General features: G+C 70.2%; 19 protein-coding genes and 1 pseudogene. 12 read left to right on the plus strand and 8 right to left on the minus strand.

Going from position 1 to position 17,394, the window contains the following annotated elements; translation table 11 throughout:
* Nucleotides 1-32: 32 nt before the first annotated feature.
* From FHU36_RS18890 to FHU36_RS18900, 3 genes are read left to right on the plus strand one after another with little or no spacing between them, the layout of a single operon-like run.
* On the plus strand, nt 33-764 hold the full coding sequence (locus FHU36_RS18890; RefSeq protein WP_246502495.1) for a siderophore-interacting protein: 732 nt from the start codon (nt 33-35) through the stop codon (nt 762-764).
* Nucleotides 765-783: 19 nt separating this feature from the next.
* Nucleotides 784-1,908: an FAD-dependent monooxygenase gene (locus tag FHU36_RS18895; RefSeq protein WP_185085286.1), complete on the plus strand. Its 1,125-nt coding sequence runs from the start codon at nt 784-786 to the stop codon at nt 1,906-1,908.
* Complete coding sequence (locus tag FHU36_RS18900) at nt 1,887-2,192, plus strand: hypothetical protein (RefSeq protein WP_221496438.1); 306 nt, start codon at nt 1,887-1,889, stop codon at nt 2,190-2,192. Before FHU36_RS18895 ends, FHU36_RS18900 begins: the two co-directional genes overlap by 22 nt.
* 281 nt (nt 2,193-2,473) lie before the next feature.
* Here the strand turns inward: FHU36_RS18900 and FHU36_RS18905 are convergent, their stop codons facing one another.
* Nucleotides 2,474-2,938, minus strand: coding sequence for a hypothetical protein (locus FHU36_RS18905; RefSeq protein ID WP_185085287.1), 465 nt, complete (start codon nt 2,936-2,938; stop codon nt 2,474-2,476).
* A 154-nt stretch (nt 2,939-3,092) separates the two neighbouring features.
* Nucleotides 3,093-3,839, minus strand: coding sequence for a TnsA-like heteromeric transposase endonuclease subunit (locus FHU36_RS18910; RefSeq protein WP_221496439.1), 747 nt, complete (start codon nt 3,837-3,839; stop codon nt 3,093-3,095).
* A gap of 457 nt (nt 3,840-4,296) precedes the next feature.
* Here FHU36_RS18910 and FHU36_RS18915 point away from each other — a divergent pair, with 457 nt between their 5' ends.
* On the plus strand, nt 4,297-5,628 hold the full coding sequence (locus FHU36_RS18915) for a coiled-coil domain-containing protein (protein WP_185085288.1): 1,332 nt from the start codon (nt 4,297-4,299) through the stop codon (nt 5,626-5,628).
* A gap of 84 nt (nt 5,629-5,712) precedes the next feature.
* On the opposite strand, the gene FHU36_RS18920 is transcribed toward FHU36_RS18915, so the two are convergent.
* Nucleotides 5,713-7,269, minus strand: coding sequence for an MFS transporter (locus FHU36_RS18920; protein WP_185085289.1), 1,557 nt, complete (start codon nt 7,267-7,269; stop codon nt 5,713-5,715).
* 77 nt (nt 7,270-7,346) lie between these two features.
* Here FHU36_RS18920 and FHU36_RS18925 point away from each other — a divergent pair, with 77 nt between their 5' ends.
* Nucleotides 7,347-7,514 carry a ribbon-helix-helix domain-containing protein gene (locus tag FHU36_RS18925; RefSeq protein WP_185085290.1) on the plus strand — a complete coding sequence of 56 codons (168 nt, stop codon included), beginning with the start codon at nt 7,347-7,349 and terminating at the stop codon, nt 7,512-7,514.
* Between the two features lies 1 nt (nt 7,515).
* Nucleotides 7,516-7,860, plus strand: a complete 345-nt coding sequence (locus tag FHU36_RS18930) for a VOC family protein (protein WP_185085291.1) — start codon at nt 7,516-7,518, stop codon at nt 7,858-7,860.
* 74 nt (nt 7,861-7,934) lie between these two features.
* Here FHU36_RS18930 and FHU36_RS18935 read toward each other — a convergent pair whose 3' ends face one another.
* On the minus strand, nt 7,935-8,345 hold the full coding sequence (locus tag FHU36_RS18935) for a hypothetical protein (protein WP_185085292.1): 411 nt from the start codon (nt 8,343-8,345) through the stop codon (nt 7,935-7,937).
* Here FHU36_RS18935 and FHU36_RS18940 point away from each other — a divergent pair.
* The 5 genes and pseudogenes from FHU36_RS18940 to FHU36_RS18955 all read left to right on the plus strand — a co-directional run bounded on the left by FHU36_RS18940 (nt 8,329) and on the right by FHU36_RS18955 (nt 11,684).
* On the plus strand, nt 8,329-8,937 hold the full coding sequence (locus FHU36_RS18940) for a dihydrofolate reductase family protein (RefSeq protein WP_185085293.1): 609 nt from the start codon (nt 8,329-8,331) through the stop codon (nt 8,935-8,937). The genes FHU36_RS18935 and FHU36_RS18940 overlap by 17 nt on opposite strands.
* 52 nt (nt 8,938-8,989) lie before the next feature.
* Nucleotides 8,990-9,313, plus strand: a complete 324-nt coding sequence (locus FHU36_RS18945) for a YciI family protein (RefSeq protein WP_185085294.1) — start codon at nt 8,990-8,992, stop codon at nt 9,311-9,313.
* Nucleotides 9,310-10,542, plus strand: coding sequence for an RNA polymerase sigma factor (locus tag FHU36_RS18950; protein ID WP_185085295.1), 1,233 nt, complete (start codon nt 9,310-9,312; stop codon nt 10,540-10,542). The genes FHU36_RS18945 and FHU36_RS18950 overlap by 4 nt, the downstream gene beginning before the upstream one ends.
* Before the next feature lie 135 nt (nt 10,543-10,677).
* Nucleotides 10,678-10,809: pseudogene (locus FHU36_RS46845) on the plus strand (transposase); the annotation flags it as partial.
* Nucleotides 10,810-11,063: 254 nt separating this feature from the next.
* Complete coding sequence (locus FHU36_RS18955; protein WP_221496440.1) at nt 11,064-11,684, plus strand: shikimate kinase; 621 nt, start codon at nt 11,064-11,066, stop codon at nt 11,682-11,684.
* Between the two features lie 123 nt (nt 11,685-11,807).
* Here the strand turns inward: FHU36_RS18955 and FHU36_RS18960 are convergent, their stop codons facing one another.
* On the minus strand, nt 11,808-12,884 hold the full coding sequence (locus tag FHU36_RS18960) for a helix-turn-helix transcriptional regulator (RefSeq protein ID WP_185085297.1): 1,077 nt from the start codon (nt 12,882-12,884) through the stop codon (nt 11,808-11,810).
* A 197-nt stretch (nt 12,885-13,081) separates the two neighbouring features.
* On the opposite strand from FHU36_RS18960, the gene FHU36_RS18965 reads away from it, so the two are divergent.
* Nucleotides 13,082-14,512 carry an FAD/NAD(P)-binding protein gene (locus FHU36_RS18965; RefSeq protein WP_185085298.1) on the plus strand — a complete coding sequence of 477 codons (1,431 nt, stop codon included), beginning with the start codon at nt 13,082-13,084 and terminating at the stop codon, nt 14,510-14,512.
* 140 nt (nt 14,513-14,652) lie between these two features.
* Here the strand turns inward: FHU36_RS18965 and FHU36_RS18970 are convergent, their stop codons facing one another.
* From FHU36_RS18970 to FHU36_RS18980, 3 genes are read right to left on the minus strand one after another with little or no spacing between them, the layout of a single operon-like run.
* Nucleotides 14,653-15,399, minus strand: coding sequence for an SDR family NAD(P)-dependent oxidoreductase (locus FHU36_RS18970; protein WP_185085299.1), 747 nt, complete (start codon nt 15,397-15,399; stop codon nt 14,653-14,655).
* Entirely contained in the window at nt 15,396-16,388 is a 993-nt protein-coding gene (locus tag FHU36_RS18975; protein ID WP_185085300.1) for an alpha/beta hydrolase family protein, read from the minus strand. The genes FHU36_RS18970 and FHU36_RS18975 overlap by 4 nt, the downstream gene beginning before the upstream one ends.
* On the minus strand, nt 16,385-17,308 hold the full coding sequence (locus FHU36_RS18980) for a zinc-binding dehydrogenase (protein WP_185085301.1): 924 nt from the start codon (nt 17,306-17,308) through the stop codon (nt 16,385-16,387). Before FHU36_RS18980 ends, FHU36_RS18975 begins: the two co-directional genes overlap by 4 nt.
* Nucleotides 17,309-17,394: the final 86 nt, after the last annotated feature.

A 17,394-nucleotide genomic window follows, 5' to 3' on the forward strand; every position in this document is an offset into this window, starting at 1 on the left:
GCGGCGTAAGGACTCCTGACATGGTCCGCACGATGCGCGACCGCTTGTTCGGCAAGTACGCCATGGAGTCGACCGTCACTGTCGCCGAACAGGTCACCCCCGCCATGCGCCGGATCCGGCTGGAAACCGACCAGCCCGTCGCCTTCCCCTACACCCCCGGACAGCACATCAGGATCCAGCTGAAGGACCCGCTGTCGGTGTCGGGCATCCTGCGCCCGGCCGAGACGCTGCGCACCTACACGATCTGGGACCTCGACCCCGGCAAGAAGGCGATCGAACTGCGCGTCCACCTGTATGGGGGCGACGGCATCGGCCTGAGGTGGGCGCGGGCGGCCCGGCCCGGGGACCGGGTGACCTTCTGGTGGCCGCAGGGCGACTTCTTCACCCGCGAGACGGCCTTTCACTTATTCATCGGGGAGGAGACCGCCAGCGTCGCCTTCGGGCCGATGATCAGAGTGTTAGGAGCCTCGGCCGAGGTGTTCGGCGTCCTGGAGAGCGAGACCCCCGAGCACGATCTGCTCATGCCCGGGGCGACGGTGCTGCGCCGCGTTCATCGCCACGGCGCCCCCGCCAGCGCTTCCCGGGCGCTGCTCGCGGCTGTGGCCGAGCTCGATCTGCCCGGCAACACCGGTGCCGCCTACATAGCCGGTGAGGCCAGAACCTGCCAGTTGGTGCGCGACCTGCTGGTGCGCGAGCGCAACTGGCCACGGGCCTCGATCAAGACCAAGCCGCTCTGGGCCCCCGGCAAGCGGGGCCTGCACTAGCCGTCAAGGAGACATGCACATGAAAGTGATCATTGTGGGGGGCGGCATCGGCGGGCTCGCTACGGCCGTCGCGTTTCACCAGCGTGGGCTACAGGTGGAGGTCCTCGAACGCGCTGCCGAGTTCACCGAGGTGGGCGCCGGGCTGAGCATCCAGCCCAACGGCCTGCGCGCGCTGGACGCCCTCGGCATGGGCGACCGTCTGCGTGCCGGTGGACTGGCCGACCCGCCCGCGGGCATCCGCAGCAGCCAGGGGGACTGGCTGATCCGCAACGACGTCGACGACCTCAAGCGCCGCTTCGGCCCGTGGGTGATCGTGCACCGGGCGGCCCTGCTCGACCTGCTGCGCTCGGCCGTGCCGCCCGAGGCGCTACGGACCGGCGTCGACGTACGGCACGTGCAGTCCGACGGCACGGTCCGCCACAGCGGCGGCGTCTCCACCGCGGATCTCGTGGTGGGCGCCGACGGCGTGCACAGCGTGACCCGGCGCTCCCTCTGGCCCGACCTTCCCGGGCCGCGCTACGTCGGCTACACCACCTGGCGTCTCATCGCTCCACCTCAGCCCATCGAGGGGAGCGTGGAATCGTGGGGCAGGGGCGAACGGTTCGGGCACGTGCCGATGCCCGACGGCCGCATCTACTGCTACGTGATGGCCAACGCCCCGGCCGGCTCCGACGTCGGCCTGGATGAGCTGCGCGAACGCTTCGCACGCTGGCACCAGCCCATCCCCGCGCTGCTCGACTCCGCGCAAGAGGAGGCGATGCTGCAACACGACACCTATGAGCTGCCGACGCTGCCCGCGTACGTCTCGGGAAACGTCGCCGTTCTCGGTGACGCGGCCCACGCCATGACCCCCAACCTGGGGCAGGGCGCCTGCCAGGCGCTCGAGGACGCGGTCACGCTCGCGCACGCGGTGGACACCCTCGGCGTGCGCGCGGGGCTTCAGGCGTACGACCGCGCCCGCAGGCCACGCACCCAGCTGATCGTCCGCCGTTCCCGCCAGGCCGGAGCCGCCGCGCACTGGACCTCCACGCCGATGACCACTCTGCGGGACGCGGTCCTTCCTCTCCTCCCGAACGTGCTCTTCGACCGCTCACTCACCCCCGCCTACACCTGGACGATCTCATGTCCACCCCACGAATCCTGATCATTGCCGTCACAGCGATCACGGCGGTCAGCGCCGTGCTCGCCGACCTGGTCATCCCCGACCCGGCGGCACAGCACGCCTTCAACCCGGCCTGGCCACCCCAGGCCAAATTCCACGACGCCCAATACATGGTGATGGCCGTGCTCCTCGGCCTCACCGGCCTGGCCCTCGCGCTACGGCGGAGCCGGAACCCGCTGCTGTACGCCGCCACCGTCTACGTTTCTGGACACCGCCGGGAGGGTGGCAGATGCCGTCTGGGCGTACGCACGCGTCTCGACGCGTGACCAGAACCCACAGCTCCAACTCGACGCCCTGGCGGCCAGCGGCTACGACGAACTGGTCATGAAAAAAGGAATCGGGCAAGCGCGGCGTCCCGCGACCGGCATGGGAGACCATCTTGGCCCTACCTCAGGCGGGCGACACTGAAGTTCTACGAGTCCGACCGGTAGGGCCGCCCAGCGGGACACGTGCTGATTACGGTCAACGAGCTGCGCGGCCGCGGCATCACGGTGGTGTCGCTGACGGAGAACTTTGATTGCGGCCGTGGCCGAAGCTCAGCCGCGCGTCAGCGCCTTCCATCCCAGGAGTAGAAGGCGCCCTGCAGGTGCTCGAAATAGTGATCGACGTGATCCTCTGACCACTCCATGTCCTCAAGGAGTCGGGCTGGATCGCCCTGTGGGCTCCAGGCGTAGCCGTAGGGGCTATGCAAAGTCTCGCCCTGTTGGAAAACGACCACCCCGCGCTCGCGGCGGACCTCCTCGAAGTCCATCCCGCCGACGGTGCGGGGGCCGAGCCGGTCGCCGTCCCTCATTGTGCGGGCGAACGCCTCCGTCTCTGCGGCTGAGCGGATGAACCGCTGGTCGTCGGTGCCGCGGAAGGCCACGATCGCCACTAGCACGGCGCCCGCGAGGGCGAGAACGCCGAGGAACGCTAAAATCCCCGAACGCGAAACGCCGACTGGCATTGCGGCCCCCAAATGATCGTCGTGGACAGAGTTTCCCGTGATCGTAAACCGGCCGGCCGACGTCACGCCATCACCCCAAAGACGTGCCGGCTCATCGGCGGCGCGGTTTGCCCAGATGATCGTGACTGGGCTAGCGTGCCCGACAACCCGACCACGGTTTGCATCACGCCCGCGAATCGGATCCGCTCTCCGACCTGCAACGCCGGTGGCCGTGCCGTACTCATCCCTCCTCCTCGGACGCCCACACGATGCTGCAGGCAGCCAGCGGCGCCGAGGCCAGATCCGTCAGTAACAGGCCTCGCCAGAGCAGGTGATAGAGCACGGGAACGACGGCCAGCTGATCGCCCACCCGCTGTGCGGTTGCCAGGAGCGGGGCCGGTTCGGTGAAAGCCTCCATCAGCACGCCTGCGATGTCCTCCGCGAAGCAGCGGCGGTGGCGGTAGCCTGCCAGCCACCTGACATTGGCTCGTAAGGTCGGCACTGGGCACGCAGTCCGCCGGAACTCCCAGCCCACCTCCCGACACGCCTGCGCCATCGTCGCGAACGCCTCCGCAGCTGGCGCATCCACCCGGTCATCAGGGCGGACATCCACCACCACGCCTTGCCCATCAACGGTGCGGGCGAAGTAGTCGGGGACATGTCGCCTCAACCTGCCCGTCCCGGCCCGCCAGATCAGCCAGAAAGGCTGGGAGGCTACAACGACGCGTGGGTCGAAGTCGAGCATCATCACGACATCGCGTTCCGTCCACGACTCATAACCCACGTGCTGGCCTGTGGTGGCAAACCACCACAGGCCAGGGAAGTTCTTCTGGCCCCCTATAGGAGGGGAAGGTCCGGACAGCCGGAGAACGCTCAAAACGCGTATTCCACGCCGAGCGTAGCGGGCCGTGACGTCCACGCCGTCCTCGTCGAGGAACGCCACCTCAAAACCCTGTCCATCGGACAGCACACTGTGCACCTCGGTCATCGGCGCCTCCACCCAGGATCGCCCCAACACCGACACACTCGGACGGAATGTAACCGAACGAACACGAAGAATGAGGGTAGTTTCGTCGATTCCGCCACTCTTACCGAGACGAACTGCTTCTCACTCCAACTCCAGTGAGACGAACCCGCCCACGCGCCAGGTTCGATGAGACACCCAGCCCGCGACCAGTGGGCTGTGCGCCACCTTGATGAGACAGGTGGGCAAGACGCGCCGAGTTCAGTGAGACGCGCGCCAACTTCGGTGAGACAGGACAGCACGCCAGCTCTTGTGAGACGGGACAACAGTCACTACGCGCCATGACGAGCGCCGCAGGGGACTTCGCCAAAACTTGCGGGAATTCAGCCTTCTCGCAAGTTACCCTACGACGGTCAAGGCGCAACGGATCGTCTTTTCTGTTTTTGATTTTCTGGAAAATAAGAAATGCTATCGTGGTGGTGTGACGGAAGAGACGGCTGTGGTGACGCCCTGTAAGCACTGCGGGGCGCCGATCGAGCAGCGGCGGGGGAGAGGGCGGCCCAAGGCGTACTGCCCTGAGGGCGACTGTCAGGCGGCCGCCAAGCGGGAGCGCGAGCTGCGCCGGGCCACCCCCGGCCTGGAAGGGGCGCTGGCCAGGGCCGAACAGTTGTACGAGCGGATGGAGAGCGGGCTGGCCGCGGCCATCGAGCCGCTCGCCCGGGCGCTGGCCGAGGAGCTGAGTCCCGCCGGGGTGGAGGCGAAGCTGAGCGCGGTCCAGGCCGAGGCGCACACGAGGGTGGCGATCGCGCGTACCGAGCGGGAGCAGGCGTTCGAGCAGGTGCGGCTGGCTCGTGAGGCCGCCGAGCACGCGCGCAGGGAGGCCGCGGAGATGCGGGCGCGGGTCGAGGAGGCGCAGACGGAGCGCGACGACGCGCTGAGCGACGCCGAACGGGCGCGCGAGCAGGCGTTGGCCGCCTTGCGTGAGGCCGCAAGCACCGAGCGGCAGGCGTTGCAGAACGCCGAGGAGGCGGCGCGCCGGGCCGAGCTGGCCGAGCGCCGGGCGGACGACGCGGCCCGGCGGGCCGAACAGGCGGAGGCGGCCAGGGACCAGGTGGCTCGGGAACTCGTCGCGAGAGTGGAGGAGGCCGAGGCCCGTACCCGGGAGGCGGAGGAGCGGGCCGTACAGGCCGTTGAGGAGGCCGAACAGGCGCTGGGCGAGCGTGACCGGGCGCGCGAGGAGGTGGTGGGGGCCGTCCGGGCCAGGCAGGAGGCCGAGCGTGACGTGGCGGCAGCACAGGCCAGGGCCGAGGCCGCCGCCCAGGAACGCGACCGGGCGGTCGCCCGCGCCGAGAGCGCCGCGCGGACGGCGGCGGAAGCCGAACGAGACCGGGCCGTAGCGCTCAACGAGGCCGTGCAGGCCCGCGAGAACGCCGCCGCGCAGGTCCGGCAGGCGCGCGAGGCGGCCGAGGCGGAGGTCGCGCAGGTACGCGAGGGCGCCGAGGCGGAGGTCGCGCAGGCCAGGCAGGAGCAGGAGAGGGCGGCCCACGAGACCGCCGCACTGGCCGAACGCGTGGAGGTCCTCGAACGGCAGGCCACCGAGGCCGGTTCACGCGAGGCGGCCCAGGCGGCGGAGGCCGTGGCCGTCGAGCGGGCCCATGCCGACGCGCTGGCGGGCCAGTGCGACGAACTGCGCGTGGAGTTGCGGCTGGAACGGGCCCGCCTGGACGACATGCGAGCCCAGCTCGACGCGGCGCGGGCCGAGGCGGCCGAGCTGCGGGAGCGGGCGGTGGCGGCGGAACTGCGATCCCGTTGAGCCATGCCACGGGGGCTGCGGCCGCCCCCACGGCAACTCCGGTCACCTGGCAACCCTCGACGAAACGCTGCGGGGTCACCGTGATTACGGCGCCTGGGTTCTCTGTGGTGCGGATTGGGCTGGTCGGCCAGGGGCCTGGGCTGCTACGAAGTCTTTGCTGCGGATGAGGGCGAAAGCCAAGGCGCCCCCTATGAGTGCCAAGATGCCGCTGGCGGCCAGCAGGTCGTTCAGTGACGTCGCGAAACTGGCGTGGACCGCACTATTCAGCTGGCCACGAAGCTCCGGTGGGGCGGCGGCAGCCGCCTGCCCGGCAGCGCCCTTGCCGATGGCGTCCGCGATCTGACCGGCCTGTCCTTGGAGCGCGGGGATGTTCGCGAGCCGTTCCCGTAGCGCATCGTGCAGTGATGCGGTGAAGATCGAGCCGTAGAGGGCGATGCCGACGGCGATGCCGACCTGGCGGAGGGTCTGGTTCACACCGGAGGCCATGCCGGCCCGGTATACCGGCACGACCCCTATCGCGGTCGACGCCAGCGGTGGGTTGACCATTCCGGCGCCGATGCCGGTGACGACGAGGCCCGGGATGAGGTGGGTCCAGTCCGAATCTGCGGTCACGCCCGTCATGAGCAACAGGCCGATGCCCACCGTGACCAGGCCGGGACCGATCAGCCACCGGGTCGGCACCCGGTTCAGCAACCGGCCTGCCGCCATGGCGGCGACGAGTGTGCAGCCGGAGCTGACCAGCAGCCGGGCACCGGTGCCCATCGCGCTGTGACCGAGACCGTTCTGCAGGTACAGCACGAGGTAGATGTACATCGCGAACAACGAGGCGTTCATCGCGAACGCTGCGATCGAGCCGCCGACGAACGTCGGGGTCCGCAGCAGCGAGAGGTCGAACATCGGCTCCGGCACTCGCGACTCGACCACCACGAACGCCGCGAGGAGCAGTACCGCGAGGCCGAAGCAGAGCAGGACGCCCTGCTCGCCCCATCCCATGTCGCTCGCCCTGATCAAGGCGTACACCAGGCTGAACAGTCCGGCGGTGAGCGTCACGACGCCCAGCCAGTCGATCCGCGAGGCGCGCGGCGGACGGGACTCGTCCACCAGCCGAAGCGTGATGACGATCGCGGCGATGCCGATCGGCAGGTTCACCAGAAAGATGCCGCGCCAGCTGATCCCGCTGGTGATCACACCGCCGAGCACCGGGCCGAGCGCGGTGGCGACACCCGCGACGGAACCCCAGACGCCGAAGGCCATGCCGCGCTGTTTGCCCTGGAACGTGCCGGCGAGCAGCGCCAGGGAGGTGGCGAAGAGGATCGCGCCGCCGACTCCCTGCACCCCGCGGGAGACGATCAGCATCACCTGTTCCTGGGCGATGCCGCACATCAGCGATCCCATCGTGAAGATCGCCAGTCCGATGACGGACAGCAGCCGCCTGCCGTACTGATCGGCCAGGGAGCCTGAGATGAGCAGGAGTGCCGCCAGGCTCAACGCGTAAGCGTCGGTCGTCCATTGCAGGCTGCTGAAGCTCGCGTGCAGTGAGCGCTGGATGTCGGGCAGCGCGACCGCGACGATCGTGACATCGAGCAGCAACATGAACGTCGCGGCGCACACCACCAGCAGCGTCCACCATTGGCGTCTCATCGTTCGGCCCCTTCCTTGACGGGCAGCTCTTCGAACTCCGGCTTGGTCCGGCGATGCTAGCATGCTAGCTTGCTAACATGGGTGGCGCGGAAGTCAAGCAGTTCAACGTCTACTTGCCGGTGGACCTCATCCGGCAGGTCAAGCACCATGCCATCGAGAACGAGCTGTCGCTCTCGGCCCTGGTGGCCGAGGCGTTGCGCGCGTATCTCGCGGTTCACGAGAAGGAAGCTCGAAAGGAAGGCTGACATGACCACCGAGGGCATCGAAGGCGTTTACGTCGAGACCCACAACTGGGGAAAGGCGGCCAAGTTCTTGCAGGCGTTGGGCTACAACGTCGAGTTCGCGACCGAAGACGGCTCGGGGATGCTCCGCAACGGCGACGGTCCCTACCTCCTGCTCGCTGAGATTCCCGAGGACCGGAAGCCAGAGGTCCAGGTCGTGTTGCGCGTAGCGGACGCGGGCGCGTTCAGCGCCGAGGAGTCCCTCGAAGTGGTCACGCCGTTCGAGGAGACCCACTACGGAACGCAGGAGATGAAGGTGCGTGACCCCGACGGGCGTGTCTGGAGCCTGCAGGCACCGATCAAGAAATGACGCGTGGCTGTCGCCGAGTGCTCCACGTAGCTGCGGACTGAAGTGTCGCCGGCAGCGCGGTTTGTCAGGTGTCGTCACAGTGCCGGCCGTCGGCCTCGCTCGTGACGGTCCTTCTTCGGCCGGTGCTGCTGTTCGTCGCGGGCAGCGGAGTAGGCATTGCGTGGCCGCACCTGAGCGCCGCCGCCATGACCGTCGGTGAGACCACGCAGGGATCCATCACGACCCTGGGCGCGGCCCTGACCGGAGTCGGTGGAGACATAACCGAGACAGGTCATTCCGCACAGTGGTTGTACGGAACGTTCGCCGTCATCGTCCAGTGTGAAGTGTTGCTCGCGCACCGCGCCATCGGGGAACGCACCAGGAATCTTCGAAGAAGTTCGGGAGGCGGTGTCGGATCGGCGCGGTGGTGTTCGTAGCAGGGGTGAGGCCGCCCGCAAGGGGCGGCGCCAAGGCGAAGGAACCGCGATCATGAAGCTGGCGACCATGACTCAGGTCACCATCGATGGAGTGATGCAGGGAAACGGCGCCGCGTCGGATGACCGCAGGAACGGATTCGAGCGCGGCGGATGGGCCCGGGGGAAGGGCGACGACGAGACCAGGACGTTCATCACGCAGACCTACCAGCGCGCAGAGGCGTTCCTGTTCGGCCGGCGCACCTACGAACTGTTCGCCGGCTCCTGGGGATCAATCGACCGGATGCGCGCACATCCCATCGGCGTGGCCTTGAACGAGGCCCCCAAGTACGTTGCCTCGACCACGCTCACCACGCCGCGCTGGGACGACACGACCGTTCTCCGCGGTGACCTCTCGGCGGCCATCAGTGAGCTGAAGGCCAAGCCCGGAGGTGAGCTGCAGGTGCACGGCAGTGGCATCCTGACTCAGTGGCTGCTGGAGAACGACCTGGTCGACGAGATGATTCTGATCGTGATCCCGGTGATCCTCGGCCAGGGCGCGAGACTGTTCCCGGAGACCGGTCCGGATCTTGCGCTCGACCTGGTCGAGTCGCGGGTCGACTCGAAGGGTGTGACGATCCAGGTCTACCGGCCGGCCGGGCGCCCGCGGTATGCAACGGCCTGAAGTCTCCACCTCCAAACCACGCTGTCTTGCCACCACAGGAGATGATCTCCAGATGCGGTACCTGGTTTCCGTGATCGATGACAAGAGCAATCCCGGCAGCACGGACAGGCGGCCTGCCATCAGCGCGTTCAACGAACGACTGATCGCCGAGGGCTACTGGGTTTTCGCGGGCGGACTCGCGGACACCGACGCGGCCACGGTCATCGACAACCGGGGCGAGCAGGCGGTGTTCAGCGACGGGCCTTTCGTGGAGTCGAAGGAGTACCTCGCCGGCGTCTGGGTGTGGGAGGCCCCCGATCTGGATGTGGCGCTCAAGCTCGCCACCGAGGCGTCGAAGGTCTGCGATCGGAAGGTCGAGGTGCGGCCGTTCCTGTGAGCGACGTCGAGGAGGCGATCACCCGGGCCCACCACGACGAGTGGGCGCGGGTGGTGGCCGCCCTGACCAGGCGTTTCGGTGACCTCGACATCGCCGAGGAGGCGGCTGCCGAGGCGTTCGCGACCGCCGTGGAGCGGTGGCCCGCCAACGGCGTGCCGCCCAATCCCGGCGCCTGGCTGACCACAACCGCCAGCCGCAAGGCCATCGACCGGATCCGGCGTGAGAACAAGCGCGACGACAAGCACAGGGAGGCTCAGATGACGTACGACGACCCGCCCGAGCCTGTTGGCGTCATCGATGACGACCGGCTCCGGCTGATCTTCATCTGCTGTCACCCGGCGCTGGCGACGGAAGCCCGCGTGGCGTTGACGCTGCGCATGGTCGGCGGTCTGACCGTGCCCGAGATCGCCCGTGCCTTCCTGGTGCAGGGGACCACCATGGAGCAGCGCATCACCCGCGCGAAGGCCAAGATCAAGGCGGCTCGCATCCCCTATCGGATGCCGTCCGCCGACGATCTGCCGACTCGTGTCTCCGGCGTCCTGGCCGTCCTGTTCCTCGTCTTCAACGAGGGCTACCTGGCCAGCGGCCCCGACACCGACCCCGTACGACACGACCTGACCACCGAGGCGATCCGGCTCACCCGCCTGATCCGCGCGCTCCTGCCGCGGGACGGAGAAGTGGCCGGGCTGCTGGCGTTGATGCTGCTCACCGAGGCCCGCCGCACCGCCCGGATCTCGGCGAACGGCGAACTGGTCGCGCTCGACGAGCAGGACCGCGGGGCCTGGGACGCGGAACTGATCGCCGAAGGTCATCGGCTGGTGCGCGAGCGCCTGGCCGCTGCCGCTGCCGGGGTGGCTCCGGGTCGCTACCAGATCCTCGCCGCGATCAACGCCGTGCACACCTCTGCCCGCGACATCCGTGACACCGACTGGTCGCAGGTCCTCGCCCTCTACGACCAGCTCGTCCGCCTCGACCCCTCGCCGATCATCGCCCTCAACCGGGCCATCGCCGTGGCCGAGCTCGACGGGCCGGAGGTGGCACTGGCCATCATTGACCGCCTCGCCGAGGCGCTGGCCGGCTATCACGCCTACCACGCCACCCGCGCCGACCTGCTGCGCCGGCTGGGTCGAAGTCAGCAGTCACGCGCAGCCTACGAGCGGGCCATCGAGCTGGCCGGCAACACCGGCGAGACCGCCTACCTCACCCGCCGCCGCGACCAACTGCAGTAGCGCCCGCGCTTGAAGATCGCACTTGATACAGCGATGAAAGGCGACACGGAACGCTGCACTATTGACATCGAGGTGCCCAGCAGATTCCGGACAGTCAGCTACATAAGCTGACAGAAGTCTGGAAGAGGTAAGTACGTGACGAGGCGTCGTAGGCAGTTCTCGCCGGAGTTCAAGGAAGAAGCCGTCCGGATGGTGCTGGAGGGCGAGCGGACGGTCGCGTCGGTGGCGCGGGAGTTCGGGATCAACGCCAGCACCCTGGGTAGCTGGGTGAACCGGCATCCTGGTCCGCGGGCCACGGGACGAACGCTCGCCCGTGGCCCCGCGGACGTTGCACGGACTGCGCGATGCCGCGGCCACCGGCTCGCGGGCGCGAGTCGGCGGTTGCACCCCGAAAGCCCTGCCCCGGTTGTGTACCGGGGTGTTCGTCCTCAAGGCCCACCGGGCAGGCACTCGACAGGAGCTGACGAATGCACTCCGCACCGCACCACCAACGGGCTTCCCCCAGCGTTTGGAGGGAACGCTTGCGCCACGTCTACTGGATCGGCGGCGGCAGCGGGTCCGGAAAATCCACCATCGCCCGACGCATCGCCGACCGGTATGGGATGCGTGTGTACGATACCGACGCGGTCATGCCCGACCACGCCCGCCGCATGTCCGTGGAGCAAGCTCCTTACCTGGGCAAGTTCGCTGCCATGGACATGGACGAACGCTGGGTGGCCAGAAGTCCGCGCGAGATGCTCGATACCTTCCACTGGTTCCACGGCGAAGGATTCAAGCTGATCATCGATGACCTTCTCGCCCTCCCCGCCGACCGGCCGGTGGTCGCCGAGGGATTCCGGCTGCTGCCCGGCCTCGTCCAACCCTTGCTCGCCGAAGTGGGCCATGCCGTGTGGCTGCTGCCGACTCCCCAGTTCCGCCAGGCGGTGTTCGACAGCCGCGGCGGACCGGCATGGGGATTCCTCGCCAAGACCGGTGACCCGCAGCGGGCGCTGCGGAACCTGCTCCAGCGCGACGCACTGTTCACCGACCGGCTCACCGAGCAGACCCGGCATCTGGGCCTCTACGGGCTCAGGGTGGCTTCCGGGGACACCGAGGAGGATCTCGCACGGCGAGTCTCCGCGGTGTTCGGTCTTGCGGAATAGGTGGTCATCAGCGGCCGCGGCCCATCGGGCATCTCCGGGAGCCGGAAGGCCCGTCATGGTGATGTGGTGTGGTCCCGTGGACGACGTGGGTGCCTCGGCGGGCCGCTGCGAGAGCCACCGGTGTCATCGATGGTGTTCGGCGAACAACCGCGCGACGAGCTCGCCACGGCTGGAGATGCCCGTCTTGCCGAAGACGGCCTTGAGGTGGCCGCGGACGGTGTGCGGGGAGATGACCAGCGCCGCGGCGATCTCGCCGGTGGGCAGGCCGCGTGCCACGAGCCGGGCGATCTCGAACTCCCGCGGCGTCAGTCCGTACGCCTGGGCGACGATGACCGCCAGGTCGGCGGCGGCCGCGGGCTCGATGACGAGGGCCACCGGACCCGGACGGCCACCGGCGCCGGTCAGGCATGAGGCGCGACAGGTCAGCCACCGGCCGTCCCGCGTCCGGATCCGGACCTGGGCGCTGCCGCGGTCGCGGCCCCGGGCGATGGCTCGCGCCTGCAAAGCCGTGCCGATCAGCCAGATGGGCAGCCTCAGCCCCAGCGCCGACGGCATGGCCGGCCCGTCCGGCAGCAGCGCGAGATACCGCCGCGCCTCCTCGTTGATCGACGTGGCCTCGCCGTGCTCGTCGAAGAGCAGGAGGCCGGGGGCCGACGCGCCTGCTTCGGGCTCCGCGCCGGACGGGCGGGCGAACCGGCGCAGCCGGCCGGCGAGCGGCCCGGACAGGGTGGCGAGCAACGCGATCTCGTCCGGGCCGAACGCCGTGCGCCCCCGCATGCGGAACAGGCTCACCACGCCCCACGGCCGGTCGCCGGCCCGCAGCACGGCCCGCAGCTCGTCGTCCACGCCCTGGCCGCCGAGCAGGCGGCGGAAGCGGGCGCTGCGCGCGGGCAGGTCGCCGGTGGCCGCGCGCAGCCCTGCCACCGGGACGGCCGCGCGGGCGAGGTCGCGGAACGGGACGACGTTCTCCTCCAGGAGCTCGCTCTCCCAGTAGGTTGCGCAGCCCTCGCCGGCGCCCATGTTCTCGACCAGCATGGGCGCGGTGACCAGGCCGGTCTCCGGGTCGGTGGCCGTCCACACGGCCGCGTCGAACGGCATCAGCCGCCGCAGCCCGGCCGAGGCTCGGCCGAAGAGGTCCAGCGCGTCGGCGGCCCGTTCGACAGCCGACAGCACCTCGCCGTGGCGGCGTGCCCGCGTCATCGACTCTTCACCCGAAACCATCCGCGTCCCCTCACGAAACCGGCCGAGTAGGCCAGCCTGCCCGTCACGCTCTCCCTCGCCAACCCCTCGTTTGAGGGGGTCATTCCTCACCGATCACCCGAAACCGGGGGATGGAGCGCGGTCCCGCCGCCCGCGAGTCTCGGAAGGACCTGCTGGACCGAACGAGGGAGAACATCGTGCACATCGCGATCGTGGGAGCCGGCGCCGCGGCTGTCGGCCTGCTGGACGCTCTGGCCGGCAGCGTGGAAGGGGCGGGCGAGGTCACCGTTCTCGAGCCGTCCCCGCACCTGTGGCGGGGCCGGCCGTACGGGCCGGATCTGGACAGCGTGCTGGTCAACGCGCCACCCGCCATCATGTCGATCCGCCGGGCGGACTCCGGGCACTACGCCTCCTGGCTGGGCGCGGAGCGCGCCGCCGCCCATCTGGACGACCTGCTGGGACAGCCGCTGGTTCCCCGCGCGCTCTACGGCGCGTACCTGGCGGACACCGCCGAGGCCGCCGTGACCGGGCTGTGCGCGCGGGGCTGGCGGGTGCGCGTCGTCCCCGCCCGGGTCGTCGCCGTCACCGGCGCCGGCCTCCGGCCGGAGCTGCTCACCGAGGACGGGCACCACCACCCGGCCGACCAGGTGGTCCTGTGCGTGGGCGGGGGGACGCCCCAGGACCACTACGGCCTGGGCGGCGCCCCCGGGTTCGTCGGCGATCCGTACCCCTTGGCGCACACGCTCGACCAGGTCCCGGCCGGGAGCGACGTCGCGGTGATCGGCAGCGGGCTGACCGCGGTGGACGTCGTCGTGTCGCTCGCCGCCCGTGGCCATGGCGGCCGGATCGCGCTGGTGTCGCGCAGCGGCCTGCTGCCCCACGTCTGGCAGCGCCCCCTCGGTCACCGGCCGCGGCACGTGACCGTCGAACGGGTGGAGGCGCTGCACCGCGCCCACGGTTGCGTCACCCTCGACGACCTCGCCGGGCTGCTCCGTGCCGAGCTGGCGGAGGAGGGCGAGGACTTCGCGGACTTCGCGGCGGAGCTGATGGGGGCCGCGTCCGAGGAGCCCGTACGGCGGCTGCGGCGGCAACTGGCCGCCGCCGGCGACCCGCGGATCGGGCGGCGCGTGCTGCAGGAGACGGCGCACACCGTCGGCCCGTACGCGTGGCGGCTGCTGCCCGAGTCCGACCGCGACCGGCTGCGGCGGCACTTCCGCCTGGCCACCAGCGTGGCCTCGCCCATGGTGCCGGTGAACGCGGCCGTCCTGCTGCGGCTGTTCGACTCGGGGCAGCTCACCGTGGCCGCCGGCGTGCGCAAGATCGAGGCGGTGGACGGGGGGTTCCGGGTGCGGGGCGACAGCGGCGACCTGCACGCGGACGTCGTGGTCAACGCCGTGAACCCGCCGCCTCAGGCCGTGCCCCGGGCGGCGGAGCCGCTGGTCACCTCCCTCCTCGCCGGTGGGCTGGCCGCCCTCCATCCCGCCGGTGGGCTGGTCCCCGCCGACCCGCGGCTGCACGTGGTGGGCGACCTCGCCGGCGGAGGTCCGTTCATCACCTCCGGCATCCCCGGCGTCGCCGCCCGAGCCGCCCGGACGGCCCAGGAGGTGCTCGCCACCCGGGTCGGTTGACCGGCCCGGGTGGTGGCCTTCGTGCTGTCCGGCGCGGTGCTGCTCGTGACCGGTGTGCGCCGGCAGCCGTCGCCGGTCCTGGCAGGGGGAGTGCGTCGGCCGGGGTGCCGCTCCCACGTCGTCCACGGGGTGGGTGACGATCAGGCGGGGATCGCGTTCACCAGGCCGCCGTCGATCACCAGGTCCTGGCCGTTGATGTAGGACGCCTCGGGGGAGGCGAGGAACGCCACCGCTGCGGCGATCTCCTCCGGCCGGCCGAACCGGCCCGCCACGACGCGGCTGGTGATGGCCGCCGCCTCCGCCTCGCTCAACGCCGCGGCCGGGTACATCGGTGTGTCGATGTACCCGGGGCTGATGGAGTTGACGCGGATACCCCGGGGCGCGAGTTCCGCCGCCAGGGTGCGGGCCAGGTTGTGCGCGGCCGCCTTGGTGGCCGAGTACAGCGTGAGGACGCCGTTGCCGCGATGCAGGGTCCAGGAGGCGTTGATGACGATGGAGCCTTCGTCGGCGATCAGCGGCAGCGCCTTCTGAATCGTGAAGAACACACCCTTGAAGTTCACGTCGACGGTGTGGTCGAAGTCGGTTTCGGTGATCTCGGCGAAGGGTACGAAGGTGCCCACTCCGGCGTTGGCGAAGACGATGTCGAGCCTGCCGTACCGCGTCTTGATCGTGTCCATCAGGGCGTCCAGACCGTTGAGGTCGGCCGTGTCCGCCACCACGCCGAGGGCGCGCGGGCCGAGCACGGCAGCGGCCCGGTCCACGCGCTGCCGGGTGCGGCCGGAGACGATCACGTGGGCGCCTTCGCTGATGAGGCGGTGTGCTGTGGCCAGTCCCATGCCGCTGGTGCCGCCGGTGATCAGCGCGGTCCGGTCGACGAAACGTGTCATGTGAGTGCTCCGGAAAGCCGGTCGGCAACCGCTGCCAGCCAGTCGGGGCGGGCGTTGCCGAGCAGGTGGTCGCCGTGGGGCAGGTGCAGGTACTGTCCGCGTGCTGCCAGGCGGGCCAGCGGCTCGCCGTTGGTCACGCCGGGGATGACGTCCTGGCCGCCGTCCACCACCAGCAGCGGGCAGGTGATCCGCGGGGCGAGGGCGGACAGGTCCACCTGGCGGGCGAAGCGGCGGGCCGATTCTTCTCCGCCGGAGCGTTGGATGAGGATCTCCCGTACGGGAGGCGGCAGGACGTCCCAGTCCAGCCGGAAGGGACCGCTGACGGTGACGGCGGCCGCGACGCGGGTTTCACGGGCGGCGCTTTCCGCGACGTAGTAGCCGCCGAGGCTGAGCCCGACGAGTCCCACGCTCTCGGTGCCGAGTGCGTCGATGACCTGACCGATCACATGGTGGTAGTCGGCGCGGACGGTGGTGGTGGCTGCGAGCACGCCCTGTCCCGGCCCGTCCATGGCGAACACGGTCAGGCCCCGGCGCAGCAGGGCGTCGATCACATCGTGGAATTCCTCCTTGCCGGAGTCCAGCCCGGGGACCACGACCACGGTGGCCGCGGCATCGGCCGGGCCGCGCAGCCAACCGGTGAAGCCCGCTCCCTCGATCCGGCGCGCCCCCGGCTCCAGCAGGTCCAGCGCGCGGCCCATGGCGGTGTCCGCCTCGGCGGCCGCGAGCGCACGTTCACGGTTCGGCCCCAGGGTGGCGAAGTGGAACCAGCGCGCCGCGACCTGGAGGTGCTCGGCTGTCGAGATCGCCGTGGCCGCCCGCCCGGCGCGCGCCAGGTGCCCGCGCGCGGTGCGCATGAAGGCCTCGCCCCACTGGTCCAGGTCGGCGAGCTCGGCGGTGACACGCTGGTACTCGTGCGGGTCCAGCCCGGCTCCGGTCGCGCGCGACAGGTTGGCGGCGGCGAAGTCCGCGGCGTTCGTCGTGGCGCTCATCGTGATGCTCCGATCGTCAGCACGGCCTTGCCGCGGATGCGGCGTTCCCGCAGCTCGATCAGGACCTCGGCGGTCTGGCTCCAGTCAGCGGTGCGGCCGATCTCCGTGTGCAGCCGCCCGCCGGCCACCAGGCGTAACAAAGTGGCCAGGTCGGGACCATACGGCGCGCCGGCGTAGTGGAAGTGCCGGATCACGGCGTTCTCCGGCCCGGCGAGCAGGTCGAAGAAGTTCACGGTCGCGGGAGTACGGCTGGCCTGGCCGAACCAGACCAGCGTGCCGCCGGGGACCAGCCTGGCCAGCGTGGCCGCGAGCGCGCTGCCACCGGTGGACTCCAGCACCACGTCGAACGGCCCGTCCGCGTCGGCCACGTCGTGCACGATCGCCGTGGCTCCCAGCTCGAGCAGGCGCGCACCGCGCTCCGCCGTCGCGGTCACCGCGGTCACCTCCGCCCCCGCCGCGGCGGCCATCTCGGTCAGGTAGTGCCCCACCCCGCCAGAGGCGCCGGTCAGCAGCACGCGCCTGCCCGTCACGGCGCCGGCCGTGCGGAGCAGCCGGACCGCTGTGATCCCGGCCAACGGCAGGGCAGCGGCCTGGACGGCGTTGATCTCGTCGGGCAGGACGGCGATGGAGTGGGTGGGCACGGCGGTGTACTCGGCCCAGCCGCCCATCGGCGGATGGCCCACCACCCGGGTGCCGGCCGGCGGTCCCGAGCCGTCGGCGGCGGCCTGCACGACCAGGCCCGCGACGTCCTTCCCCGGCATCAGTCCGGGTTCCGGAGTTTCCAGCAGGAACGTCTCTCCGCGATTCGGCGAGAACGCCTCGACCTTGACCAGCACCTCGCCCGGGGCGGGCACGGGCTGGGCGTCCTGGGCGAACTCCACCGGCCGCGTGGCATCTCCCGTAGGGATCAATCTACGCATACGGCCATGCAACCGGCATCCGGGTCGCGGCATCCAACAACCCGAGCGACAGGCCGACAACCATCGGTTGTCGCCTAAGGTGACAG

The sequence above is a fragment of the Nonomuraea muscovyensis genome (genome assembly GCF_014207745.1).
GTDB lineage: Bacteria > Actinomycetota > Actinomycetes > Streptosporangiales > Streptosporangiaceae > Nonomuraea > Nonomuraea muscovyensis.

Coding starts and splice junctions, on each gene's coding strand:
- FHU36_RS18900 (WP_221496438.1), top strand. CDS start 1,887: ATGTCCACCCCACGAATCCTGATCATTGCCGTCACAGCGATCACGGCG.
- FHU36_RS18930 (WP_185085291.1), top strand. CDS start 7,516: ATGACCACCGAGGGCATCGAAGGCGTTTACGTCGAGACCCACAACTGG.
- FHU36_RS18890 (WP_246502495.1), top strand. CDS start 33: ATGCGCGACCGCTTGTTCGGCAAGTACGCCATGGAGTCGACCGTCACT.
- FHU36_RS18960 (WP_185085297.1), bottom strand. CDS start 12,884: ATGACGCGGGCACGCCGCCACGGCGAGGTGCTGTCGGCTGTCGAACGG.
- FHU36_RS18980 (WP_185085301.1), bottom strand. CDS start 17,308: ATGCGTAGATTGATCCCTACGGGAGATGCCACGCGGCCGGTGGAGTTC.
- FHU36_RS18925 (WP_185085290.1), top strand. CDS start 7,347: ATGGGTGGCGCGGAAGTCAAGCAGTTCAACGTCTACTTGCCGGTGGAC.
- FHU36_RS18940 (WP_185085293.1), top strand. CDS start 8,329: ATGAAGCTGGCGACCATGACTCAGGTCACCATCGATGGAGTGATGCAG.
- FHU36_RS18945 (WP_185085294.1), top strand. CDS start 8,990: ATGCGGTACCTGGTTTCCGTGATCGATGACAAGAGCAATCCCGGCAGC.
- FHU36_RS18975 (WP_185085300.1), bottom strand. CDS start 16,388: ATGAGCGCCACGACGAACGCCGCGGACTTCGCCGCCGCCAACCTGTCG.
- FHU36_RS18895 (WP_185085286.1), top strand. CDS start 784: ATGAAAGTGATCATTGTGGGGGGCGGCATCGGCGGGCTCGCTACGGCC.
- FHU36_RS18910 (WP_221496439.1), bottom strand. CDS start 3,839: ATGACCGAGGTGCACAGTGTGCTGTCCGATGGACAGGGTTTTGAGGTG.
- FHU36_RS18935 (WP_185085292.1), bottom strand. CDS start 8,345: ATGGTCGCCAGCTTCATGATCGCGGTTCCTTCGCCTTGGCGCCGCCCC.
- FHU36_RS18920 (WP_185085289.1), bottom strand. CDS start 7,269: ATGAGACGCCAATGGTGGACGCTGCTGGTGGTGTGCGCCGCGACGTTC.
- FHU36_RS18970 (WP_185085299.1), bottom strand. CDS start 15,399: ATGACACGTTTCGTCGACCGGACCGCGCTGATCACCGGCGGCACCAGC.